We start from the raw sequence: 11264 nt of genomic DNA, 5'->3' as shown, positions 1-11264 counted from the left end.
ACGTCACAACGGCCGGAGCCCACTGTGCGGGGGCTCCGGCCGTTGTGACGTGTCGTGACGTCAGCCGACCGGCGGCAGTGAGAGCCGCAGCCGTGCGCCGCCTCCCGGTTCCCGGGTCTCGGCGGCCACGCTGCCGCCGTGCGTCTCCGCGATCTGCCGGACGATCGCCAGGCCGAGACCCGAGCCGGGCAGCGAGCGCGCCTTGGGGGAGCGGTAGAAGCGGTCGAAGACGTACGGCAGATCCGCGGCCGGGATTCCGGGGCCGCGATCGGTGACCGACACGGTGCCCTCCGGCGTCGTGGCCACGGTGATCCGGCCGCCCTCCGGGCTCCACTTGACCGCGTTGTCGACGAGGTTGCCGATCGCACGCTCCACCGCGTCCGGATCGGCATGTACGAGGCACGGCGCCAGGTCGGCGATGAAGTCCAGCTCCGGGGAGCGCGCGGCGGCGCGGTCGAGCACGCGCCGGGCGAGCAGATCGACGCGGGTGTCCTCGGTGTGGGTCCGGACGTTTCCGTACCGGGCCAGATCGATCAAGTCGTTGACGAGCAGGGTGAGTTCGGCGGCCTGGCCGCGCGCCTCGCGGACCAGGAGCGGGGCCTGGGGGTCCGCGATGCCGGGCCCCTCGTCGAGGAGTTCGAGGTTGGTGGTGAGGCTGGTGAGCGGGGTGCGCAGCTCGTGCGAGGCGTCGGCGACCAGTCTGCGCTGGGCGCCCACCGATTCGTCCAGGGCGGCCATCATCGCGGCGAAGGAGCGGGTCAGGCGCGCGATCTCGTCCTTGCCGTCCGCGGATAGCCGGGCGGTGAGGTCCTGAGTCTCCGTCACATGCTCGACAGTCTCGGTGAGTTGGCGCACCGGCCGCAGCAGTCGTCCCGCGGCGAGCCGCGCCCCGAGCGCGGCCAGCAGGCTGCCGCCGGCCGTGATGGAGATCAGGAGTACCTCGAGCCGGTCGAGGGTGGTGCCGACGACCGAGGTGGGGACGGCGGTCCGCACGAGGTTGAAGCCCTTCATGTCCAGGTGCGAGGTGTAGACGCGGTAGTGGACGCCCTTGAAGTCGGCGTCCTGGAAGTACGGCGATTCCGCACCCGTGGACACATCCACGTCGCGGGACGTGAAGTCGATGAAGGCGGGGCTGGGGCCCTTGGCCATCGGAGTCCGGATGAACTGCACCTTCGTCGAGCCGACGTCGATCAGGTCCAGGGGGATCTTGGCCTCTGCTCCGGTCGACTTCTGCTTGAACGATTTCACCAGTTCGGGGGCCTGCTGGGCCGCCTTCACCAGAGTCGCGTCGTGCTGCTCATTGAGCTTGGCGCTCAGCGAGGGGTAGAGGATCAGCGACGCGAGGACGAGCGCCGCCAGTACGACCGCCCCGCCGGCCAGCGCCACCCGGTTGCGCAGGCTCATCGCGGCTCCTCCCGCAGGACGTAGCCCAGGCCGCGCACGGTCTGTACGATCCGGGGCTCGCCGTCCGCCTCCAGCTTGGCGCGCAGATAACTGACGTACACCCAGAGGGCGTTGGAGGACTGGCCGAAGTCGTAGCCCCACACCGAGTCGAGGATGAGTGTACGGCTGAGGACGCGGCGCGGATTGCGCAGGAACAGCTCCAGCAGGGCGTACTCGGTCCGCGTCAGCTCCAGGTCCCGTGCGCCGCGGCGGGCCCGGCAGGCGGCGGTGTCCAGTTCGACGTCGGCATAGCTCAGCACCTCCCGGTCGGCGCCGCTGCGGCGCAGCAGCGCCCGCAGCCTGGCCCGCAACTCCTCCAGGGCGAACGGCTTCGCCAGATAGTCGTCCGCCCCCGCGTCCAGGCCCGCGACCCGGTCGACGACCAGGTCGCGGGCTGTCAGCATCAGGATCGGCGTGCGGTCGCCGCGGGCGCGCAGGGTGCGGCAGACCTCCAGGCCGTTGGGCTCCGGCATCAGGATGTCGAGGACGACCGCGTCCTGCCGCATGCCGGACAGGGACTCCAGGGCGGAGCCCCCGTCGGCCGCGACCGTCACCTCGTACCCGTCCCGGGTCAGGGCGTGCGCCAGCGAACGGCGCACCGCGTCATCGTCGTCGACCACCAGTACGCGCATCGCGTCAGGATGCCGCAGCCGTCGCGGGTACGGAATCAGCGCGCGGCACGCTTGTCCGCAGAGCGTGCCGCGGCCGCCTTCAAGTGGGCCAGGGCGTGGCTCAGTTGCTGCGGTGCGACGCCGATCTCCTTGGCGATGGCCGTGAACGCGGAGCCGCCCGGGTCGATGCTGCCGTGTCCGGCGGCGGCGAGCACGGCCAGCTTGTCGACCGCGTGCTGGGCGCGTGCCACGGGTACCCCGAGCTCACCGGCGAGCGCCTTGGCGCCGACGACCGTACGGAACTCCGCCTCGAAGCCCCGCTTCTCCTTGCCCTTGTCGCCGGGACCGGGTTTCCGCGGTCCGCCGTCCGATGCGAAGATCTCCGCCAGCAGCTGCCTGGCCTGCGCGGTGGTCAGTCCGAGCTCCCTGGCGAACGTCCCGACCACGGCCGGGCCGTCCGTACGCCCCTGCGCCTGCCCGACGAGCGGCTTGATGATGCGCAGCGCCCGCTCGAGACGGTCAGGACTGATTCCGTAGCGCTTGGCGACGGGGCCGGTCTTCGACCCGCTCCCGTCCTTCGCCCGTTCGCCGGAGGTCGCGCCCGGGCCCTTGTGGCCGCTGTCGGCGGTCGATGCCACCGCCGCCCCCGAGACCGCCGTCAGCATGGTCAACGCCGTTGCCACGGCGAGCAGTTGATTCCTGTGTCGCATGTGCGTCACCTCTCGCACGGGGACCGGCCCGTGCCGGTCCGTACAGGAACCAGCAGACCGAACCCGCTTCACAGGAACCGTGCCGCGACCTTAGAGATTCCATAGAACGCGCGAGGGCTGGCCGTTCCGCCAGGAATCGGGTAGTACGGACGGGTAGCACCGCTCGGTAACGGGTAGGTGCGCCCACCCGTCACCCGCGGCGAGGAGTACCCCTCATGACCGCACCACAGGACAAGGCACAGAACGCGCCCAAGGTCACCGAGCGCGAAGCCCGCCAGGTGGCCGAGGCCGCGCGCGAACAGGACTGGCGCAAACCCAGCTTCGCCAAGGAGCTCTTCCTCGGCCGCTTCCGCCTCGACCTCATCCATCCTCATCCGCTGCCGGCCTCCGACGACGCGCAGCGCGGCGAGGAGTTCCTCGCCAGACTGCGCGTCTTCTGCGAGACGAAAGTCGACAGCGCGCTGATCGAGCGCGAGGCGCGCATCCCCGACGAGACGATCAACGGGCTCAAGGAGCTCGGCGCGCTCGGTATGAAGATCGACACCAAGTACGGCGGTCTCGGACTGACGCAGGTGTACTACAACAAGGCGCTCGCGCTCGCCGGTTCGGCCAACCCGGCCATCGGCGCGCTCCTCTCCGCCCACCAGTCGATCGGCGTACCGCAGCCCCTCAAGCTCTTCGGCACCCAGGCCCAGAAGGATGCCTTCCTGCCGCGCCTGGCGAGCACGGCCATCTCCGCCTTCCTCCTCACCGAACCGGACGTCGGTTCGGACCCGGCACGCCTGGCGACGACGGCGGTCCTCGACGGCGACTCGTACATCGTCGACGGAGTGAAGCTCTGGACGACCAACGGCGTGATCGCCGACCTGCTGGTCGTCATGGCCCGCGTGCCCAGGACCGAGACGTCCAAGGGCGGCATCACCGCCTTCGTCGTCGAGGCGGACTCCCCGGGCGTCACCGTCGAGAACCGCAACGTCTTCATGGGGCTGCGCGGTCTGGAGAACGGCGTCACCCGCTTCCACCAGGTCCGTGTCCCCGTGGCCAACCGCATCGGCCCCGAGGGTGCGGGCCTCAAGATCGCCCTCACCACCCTCAACACGGGGCGTCTCTCGCTCCCCGCGATGTGCGTGGGCGCGGGCAAGTGGTGTCTGAAGATCGCGCGCGAGTGGTCTTCGGTACGGGAGCAGTGGGGCAAGCCCGTCGCCCACCACGAGGCCGTCGGCTCCAAGATCGCCTTCATCGCGGCGACCACCTTCGCGCTCGAAGCAGTCCTCGACCTGTCCTCGCAGATGGCGGACGAGGACCGCAACGACATCCGCATCGAAGCGGCCCTGGCCAAGCTCTACGGCTCGGAGATGGGCTGGCTGATGGCCGACGAACTGGTCCAGATCCGCGGCGGCCGCGGCTTCGAGACCGCCGACTCCCTGGCCGCACGCGGTGAGCGTGCAGTCCCCGCCGAACAGGTCCTGCGCGACATGCGCATCAACCGCATCTTCGAGGGCTCGACGGAGATCATGCACCTCCTGATCGCCCGCGAGGCGGTCGACGCCCACCTCAAGGTCGCGGGCGACCTGATCGACCCCGAGAAGAACCTCTCCGAGAAGGCGAAGGCGGGCGCCCAGGCAGGCGTCTTCTATGCCCGCTGGCTTCCGAAGCTGGTGGCGGGCCCGGGCCAACTCCCGCGTTCGTACGCCGAATTCAACCCACCGGACCACCCGGACCTCTCGCCCCACCTGCGCTACGTGGAGCGCTCGGCACGCAAGCTCGCCCGCTCGACGTTCTACGCGATGTCCCGCTGGCAGGGCCGCATGGAGACCAAACAGGGCTTCCTCGGCCGCATCGTCGACATCGGCGCGGAGCTCTTCGCGATGAGCGCGGCCTGCGTACGTGCCGAACTCCTGCGCACCACAGAGGAGTACGGCCGCGAGGCGTACCAACTGGCGGACGCGTTCTGTCGCCAGTCCCGCATCCGCACCGACGAACTCTTCGCCCGCCTCTGGACGAACACCGACGACCTCGACCGCAAGGTGGTCACCGGAGTCATGTCGGGCACGTACACCTGGCTGGAACAGGGCATCGTCGACCCCTCGGGCGAAGGCCCCTGGATCGCGGACGCGACCCCGGGTCCCGCCAAGAAGGACAACGTCCACCGCCCGATCCGCTGAGGCACGGACCGGTTCAGGCGCCGTCGCGCACTCCGCGGCGGCGCCTCGCCGCGTACACCGCACAGCTCGCAGACACCGAGCCCTGAAGGGCAGGCCCGACCGCCGTCGGTCCGCCCCGTCCAACGCGTGAAACGCCCTGCCTCCACCACCGCGAACCGGGCAAAATCTCCCCCCATGACCGTGATCGAGATCCCCGGCTCCAAGTCCGTGACCGCCCGCGCCCTCTTCCTCGCCGCGGCGGCCGAGGGCACCACCACGCTGCTCCTCCCCCTCGTCTCCGACGACACGGAGGGCTTCGCCGAGGGGCTGGTCAGCCTCGGTTACGACGTCGAGCGGACCCCCGGCGCCTGGCGCATCCAGGGCCGCCCCGCGGGCCCGGCGGCCACCGAGGCCGACGTCTACTGCCGCGACGGCGCGACGACGGCCCGCTTCCTCCCCACCCTCGCCGCGGCCGGCCACGGCTCCTACCGCTTCGACGCCTCCGCCCAGATGCGCCGCAGACCGCTCGCCCCGCTCACCCGCGCCCTCCAGGACCTCGGGGTCGACCTGACGCACGAGGAGGCCGACGGGCACCACCCGCTCCGGATCGCCGCGCACGGCATCAAGGGCGGCGGACTCACCCTGGACGCGGGCCAGTCGTCCCAGTACCTGACCGCGCTCCTGCTGCTCGGCCCGCTCACCGCCGAGGGCCTGCGCATCACGGTCACCGACCTGGTCTCGGCCCCGTACATCGAGATCACGCTCGCGATGATGCGCAGCTTCGGCGCGCGGCCCACCCGCGAGGGGAACGTCTTCACGGTCCCGCCCACCGGCTACCGCGCCACCACCTACGCCATCGAGCCCGACGCCTCGACGGCCGGCTACTTCTTCGCGACGGCGGCCCTGACGCCCGGCCGCGAGATCACCGTCCCGGGCTTGGGCACGGGCGCACTCCAGGGCGACCTGGGCTTCGTCGAGGTGCTGTCCCGTATGGGCGCGGACGTGCGTACGACGGCCGACGCGACCACCGTCACCGGCCCGGCCCGCCTCAGGGGCCTCACCGTCAACATGCGCGACATCTCCGACACCATGCCGACGCTGGCGGCGATCGCCCCGTACGCCACGTCCCCCGTACGGATCGAGGACGTCGGCAACACCCGCGTCAAGGAGTGCGACCGCCTGGAGGCCTGCGCCGAGAACCTCCGCGCGCTCGGCATCGAGGTCGCCACGGGCCCCGACTGGATCGAGATCCGCCCGGGAACACCCCGCCCGGCCGAGATCACCACGCACGGGGACCACCGCATCGTGATGTCCTTCGCGGTGACGGGCCTGCGCACGCCGGGGATCACCTTCGACGACCCGGGCTGCGTCCGTAAGACCTTCCCCGGCTTCCACGAGGCCTTCGCGGCGTTTACGGCGTAGGCGGGGTCCATGCGGCGACCAGGTCGAGCAGCCCGGGGAAGCGGGCATTGAGGTCGTCGACCCGCACCTGGCTGCGCCGCTCAAGACCGTACTGCCGCTGTCGTGTCACGCCCGCCTCGCGCAGGGCCTTGAAGTGATGGGTCAGCGTGGACTTGGGCCGGTCGATCCCGAACCATCCGCAGGTGCGGTCCGACTCCGGTGATTCCCGCAGGAGTTTACGGATGATGCCGAGCCGGAGCGGATCGCTGAGCGCGCCGAGGACGGTCTCCAGGCGCAGCTCTGCGACGGCGGGTTCGGGCAGTGGTTCCGGGAGGGCGGCGGACGTCACGGGGGGTCTCCCTCATCGATCTCATCAGTACGACTTGAATCGTACTGCATGCTAAGTTCGAGAAAACTCGTACTGAAGCTCGGTGAGGGAGACCCCCGTGACGTCTGTCCGGCGTGCCCGCAACCAGGTCAGGCCCGCCCCCAGCCCGTCCCCGGCCCCACGCCGGTGGATCTGGCTGGCGGCCTGGCCGGTGACCGCGGTGTTCGTCCTGTCCAACGCGGCGACTCCGCTCTACGGTCTCTGGCAACGCGAGATCGGCTTCTCCAGGGGCACGCTGACGGTCGTCTTCGCCTGTTACATCGCGGGCCTGATCGCCTCGCTCCTTGTCTCCGGCGTGCTCTCCGACCGGATCGGCCGCAAACCGGTCCTCCTTCCCGCCCTCGTACTCGCCCTCCTGGCCTGCGGAATCTTCGCCACCGCCACCTCGGTCGCGGCTCTGGTCGTGGCCCGGCTGCTCACCGGGATCGCCGTGGGGGCCGCGGTCTCGGCGGGCATGGCGGCGGTGACGGACGTGGCGGGCCCCGACCGCAAACGCCTGGCGGCGCTGCTCGCCTCCTGCGCGATGGTGCTGGGCGCGGGACTGGGTCCGCTGCTCGCGGGCGTACTCTCCGAACTCGCCCCCGGCCCGACGGCCACGGTCTTCGCGGTGGAGGCGGTACTGCTGCTCTCGGCGCTCGCGGTCGTTCTGCGGATGCCGGTGCGCCGCCCTGTCCGCACGTCCGCTCCCGCGTCCTGGATCCGCATCCCCTCGGTCCCGCACCCGAACCGCCGCCAACTCGCCCTGGGCATCGCCGTGTTCGCGCCCGGGATCACCGCGACGTCCTTCGTCCTTTCGCTCGGTCCCTCCCTGCTCTCCTCCCTTCTCGGTACGGAGAGCCGGATGGTGGCCGGAGTGATGGCCTTTGCGATGTTCCTCGCCGCGACAGCCGTCCAGTTCGCGGTCCGCAGTCTGCGGATCCACGCCATCCTTCTCACCGGCGCGACGAGCACGGCCCTGGCCATGCTGGCCCTGATGGCGGCCGTACGCACCGATTCGCCCGCCCTGCTCGTCACCGCGGCGGTCCTGGCCGGCGCGGGGCAGGGTGCGGGTCAGCTGGGAGGGCTGACCCTGCTGAGCGCCGAGATCCCGGCCCACCGCCTCGCCGAGGCCAACTCCGCGATGAACATGGGCGGTTATCTCCCGGCCGGCGCACTCCCGGTCGCGGCGGGCTACTTCAGCGACGCGGTGGGACTGTCCACGGGCGCGACGGTCTTCGCCGTACTCCTTGCCTCCTTGGCCGCACTGGGCGCGCTCACCGTCCTGCGGGGGGTTGCGTCGGCTGGTCGCACGAACTAATCTAACCGAGTTACATTAATGACTCGGTTAAAGTTAATGCGACGGGAGGCAGGGCATGGAGGATCTCGACCAGGAGCGCGCCTACGTCGACCGCTGCAGAGCAGGCCTGCGCCGCATGCTGGAAGGCGCCCGCGAGAACGTCATCGCGGGCGAGACCGTCTCCGCCGACCGCTTCGGTGCCGAACGGCTCGGGCGGTATCTCAAGAGCCTCGCCAAGGAGATGGGGGAGGAGCCCGACGGGCCGCCGTTCTTCGGCCGGCTGGACTTCGGCTCGGGGGAGCACCAGGGCCGCAGCCTCCATATCGGCCGGCGTCACATCTCCGGCGAGACCGGTGCGCTGCCCGTGGTGATCGACTGGCGGGCGCCGGTGTCACGGGTCTTCTACCAGGCGAGCGGGCGCGATCCGCAGGGAGTCGCGGTCCGGCGCCGCTTCGGCTGGTCGGGTCCGGGCACGGAGCTGACCGGGTTCGAGGACGAGCGGCTGGCGAGCGGGGCGGAGACGAGCAGCAGACTCCTGGCGGCCGAGATCGAGCGGCCCAGGGTCGGCCCGATGCGTGACATCGTCGCCACCATCCAGCCGGAGCAGGACGATCTGGTCCGCGCCGGGCTCGATGAGTCGATCTGCGTCCAGGGCGCACCCGGCACGGGAAAGACCGCCGTCGGGCTGCACCGCGCGGCCTTTCTGCTCTACTCCCACCGCCAACGGCTCCGGCGCGCGGGGGTGTTGGTGCTCGGGCCGAACCGGGCCTTCCTCGGCTACATCGCGGCCGTCCTCCCCGCACTCGGCGAGGTGGACGTCGAACAGACCACCGTGGAGGAGCTTCTGGCGCGCGGCCCCGTCCTGGGCACCGACACCGAAGAGGTCTCCGTCATCAAGCACGGCCTCGGCATGGCGAAGGCGCTGCGCACCGCGCTCTACGGACGGATCGGTATACCAGCAGAGCCGGTTGCTGTCCGGGACAGCTCGTTCGTGTGGCGGGTGGACGAGGATGAGCTGCGCCGGATCGTCGACGACACGGCGCGGGCGGCGGTCCCGTACAGCGTCGGCCGCGAACGCGTCCGCTCCCGGATCGTGGCGCTGATGCAGCTCCAGGCGGAGGGACGCGCCCTGTCGGTCAACGCGGCCTGGCTGCAGCGGACGGGGCGCGCGGTGACACCCTTCCTGGACGAGGTCTGGCCGACGGTCGGACCGGAACAGGTGCTGTTCGAGCTGCTCTGCGACCCGCCGAAGGATCTTGCCGCCCTCCGGTGGGCGAAGCGGCCGAGATCCTTCAGGAGCGCGAAGTGGACGGCGGCCGACGCCGTCCTCCTCGACGAACTGGCAGGGCTGATCGAGCGGCCGGGCGGCTTCGGACACGTGATCATCGACGAGGCGCAGGACCTGTCCCCGATGCAGTGCCGTGCCGTCGCCCGCCGCAGCGAGCACGGCTCGATCACCGTGCTCGGCGATCTGGCACAGGGCACCGCACCCTGGTCGGCTCGCTCCTGGACCGGGCAGCTGGAGCTCCTGGGCAAGCCGCAGGCGCAGGTGATCGCCCTGACCACGGGGTTCCGGGTACCGGCCGCGGTGGTGGAGCTGGCCAACCGGCTCCTCGCCCGGCTGGACGTGGACGTGCCCGCGACCCTCTCCTTCCGTACCGACGGCCGACTGAACACCGTCGATGTCACCGACCTGGACAAGGCGGTGGTGGAGGCGGCTCGGGAAGCCCTCGGCCACGAGGGATCGATCGGCGTGCTGGTCCCGGACTCTCTGACGGAGAGCGTCACGGCGGCGCTGCGGGACGCGGAACTGCCCGTCGGGGGCGAGCGGTTGACCGTCATGCCGGTGTCGATGGTCAAGGGCCTGGAATACGACCACGTGATCGTCGCCGAACCGGCCGACATCATCGAGGCGGAGACCCGCGGCCTCAACCGCCTCTATGTCGCCCTGACCCGGGCGGTGTCCCGGCTCGACATCCTCAGTAGCCGCGACTGGATGCCCCGTCGCTGAGCAGCGAGAACGCCAGCTCGGCGGCGGCCACGGCCTCTCGGTGCACGTCCTGGGCGCTGCGGCCGCCCGCCAGCTCGGCCCAGTTCCTCCGGGCGAGCGCCTGCCGTACGACAATGAACTGCGCGGCCACCAGCGAGTGGGCCAGCGGGTCCGACGGCGTGCCGGGGGACTCGGCCAGCGACTCGGCCAGCGACTCCGTCTCCGCCGCGGCGTACGCGGTGACCCGGGCGGCCAGGCTCGGGGTGTCGAACACCAGCCGGTGGAAGGCCAGCACCTGTGGATGGTCGCAGAGGCCGGTGACCGGGTCGCGCGCATCGAGCCCCGCGCGGAAGTGCCGGTGCAGCGCCTGGAGAGGCGACAGCCCGGCCGCACGGGCCCGTACGACGCCGGCCGCTTCGCCCTGGTGATCGGCGAACCGGTGGAGGACGAGGTCCTCCTTGGAGGCGAAGTAGCGGAAGAGCGTCGGCTTGGAGACCTCGGCGGCGGCCGCGATGTCGGCCACCCCGACCCGGTCGAAGCCGTCGGCGAGGAACATCTCGATGGCGGTGTCGGAGAGGACCTGGCGGGTGCGGTCCTTCTTGCGCGCGCGCAGACCGGCGGATTCGCTCATGCGTCCACGATATACAGGAACATTTTTAACCGGGTTGCACGGACTCGACCGGCAGCACGGCCAGCGCCTCGATCTCCACCCGGAACGCCGGGTGGACCAGACCCACCACCTGCACCAGCGAGCACGCGGGCGGCCGTTCGACGTCGATGAACTCGTCCCGCACCTTCCGGAACGCCCCCAGATCCGCCAAGTCCGTCAGGAAGACGGTCAGTTTGGCGATGTCCGCCATCCCCGCACCGGCCGCGGCCAGCGCTGTCCGCAGATTCACGAACACCTGCCGCAGCTGCCCCTCGGGATCGCCCTCGCCCACGATCCTGCCCTCCGCGTCCACCGGCACCTGGCCGGAGACGGCGACCGAGGTCCCGCTGAACGCGACGGCGTGGCTGTAGCCGTTGACCGGCGGCGACCCCTCGGGGCGCAGATAGTGCTTCATGGGAACTCCTCGTTTCCGTCCCTACAATCGGGCCTTGATCGGCGACAGTTGATCAGATTCCAGGGGCGGGGACCACATCATGAACCAGTACCGGGCACGGCGCGCTGCGGCGACCGCACTCGTGGCAGTCGTCTGCGCGGGCGCGGCGGCATGCGGCAGCGACAGCGACGGCAAGGACAGGCAGGACGCCAGACCGTCCGCGTCCCGAACCGCCCACGCCCCCAAGCCCCTCACCAA

The 11264-nt window shown here is 70.9% G+C and carries 10 protein-coding genes; 4 read left to right on the top strand and 6 right to left on the bottom strand.

All coding sequences use genetic code 11. The features are described 5' to 3' along the window. Window positions 1–60 precede the first annotated feature (60 nt). The 3 genes from J0695_RS34025 to J0695_RS34015 are packed head-to-tail and all read right to left on the bottom strand — an operon-like array spanning window position 61 to window position 2764. Entirely contained in the window at window positions 61–1404 is a 1344-nt protein-coding gene (locus tag J0695_RS34025; protein ID WP_206968627.1) for a sensor histidine kinase, read from the bottom strand. Further along, window positions 1401–2075, bottom strand: coding sequence for a response regulator transcription factor (locus tag J0695_RS34020; RefSeq protein WP_206968626.1), 675 nt, complete (start codon window positions 2073–2075; stop codon window positions 1401–1403). Before J0695_RS34020 ends, J0695_RS34025 begins: the two co-directional genes overlap by 4 nt. Before the next feature lie 35 nt (window positions 2076–2110). Beyond that, window positions 2111–2764, bottom strand: a complete 654-nt coding sequence (locus tag J0695_RS34015; RefSeq protein WP_206968625.1) for a hypothetical protein — start codon at window positions 2762–2764, stop codon at window positions 2111–2113. Window positions 2765–2979: 215 nt separating this feature from the next. Between J0695_RS34015 and J0695_RS34010 the strand changes: the two genes are divergently transcribed. Both J0695_RS34010 and aroA read left to right on the top strand, forming a co-directional pair. Next, window positions 2980–4929, top strand: coding sequence for an acyl-CoA dehydrogenase family protein (locus tag J0695_RS34010; protein ID WP_206968624.1), 1950 nt, complete (start codon window positions 2980–2982; stop codon window positions 4927–4929). Window positions 4930–5103: 174 nt separating this feature from the next. Continuing rightward, window positions 5104–6330, top strand: coding sequence for a 3-phosphoshikimate 1-carboxyvinyltransferase (aroA, locus tag J0695_RS34005; protein WP_206968623.1), 1227 nt, complete (start codon window positions 5104–5106; stop codon window positions 6328–6330). Here the strand turns inward: aroA and J0695_RS34000 are convergent. After that, a complete protein-coding gene (locus tag J0695_RS34000; RefSeq protein ID WP_206968622.1) occupies window positions 6320–6658 on the bottom strand; it encodes an ArsR/SmtB family transcription factor in 339 nt (112 codons plus the stop codon). The two genes, aroA and J0695_RS34000, sit on opposite strands and share 11 nt — an antisense overlap. Window positions 6659–6755: 97 nt before the next feature. On the opposite strand from J0695_RS34000, the gene J0695_RS33995 reads away from it, so the two are divergent. Next, entirely contained in the window at window positions 6756–7994 is a 1239-nt protein-coding gene (locus tag J0695_RS33995; protein ID WP_372445866.1) for an MFS transporter, read from the top strand. 55 nt (window positions 7995–8049) lie between these two features. Further along, entirely contained in the window at window positions 8050–9984 is a 1935-nt protein-coding gene (locus J0695_RS33990; protein ID WP_206968621.1) for a HelD family protein, read from the top strand. Here the strand turns inward: J0695_RS33990 and J0695_RS33985 are convergent. After that, window positions 9953–10594 (bottom strand): TetR/AcrR family transcriptional regulator, encoded by a 642-nt coding sequence (locus J0695_RS33985; RefSeq protein ID WP_206968620.1) that lies wholly within the window; start codon window positions 10592–10594, stop codon window positions 9953–9955. The two genes, J0695_RS33990 and J0695_RS33985, sit on opposite strands and share 32 nt — an antisense overlap. 25 nt (window positions 10595–10619) lie before the next feature. Further along, window positions 10620–11027 carry a RidA family protein gene (locus J0695_RS33980; RefSeq protein ID WP_206968619.1) on the bottom strand — a complete coding sequence of 136 codons (408 nt, stop codon included), beginning with the start codon at window positions 11025–11027 and terminating at the stop codon, window positions 10620–10622. Between the last annotated feature and the right edge of the window lie 237 nt (window positions 11028–11264).

The sequence above is a fragment of the Streptomyces beijiangensis genome (assembly GCF_017315755.1).
In the GTDB taxonomy this organism is placed as follows: domain Bacteria; phylum Actinomycetota; class Actinomycetes; order Streptomycetales; family Streptomycetaceae; genus Streptomyces; species Streptomyces beijiangensis.
Note: the sequence above shows the minus strand (reverse complement) of the source record. Positions and strands in the feature narration are given on the sequence as shown.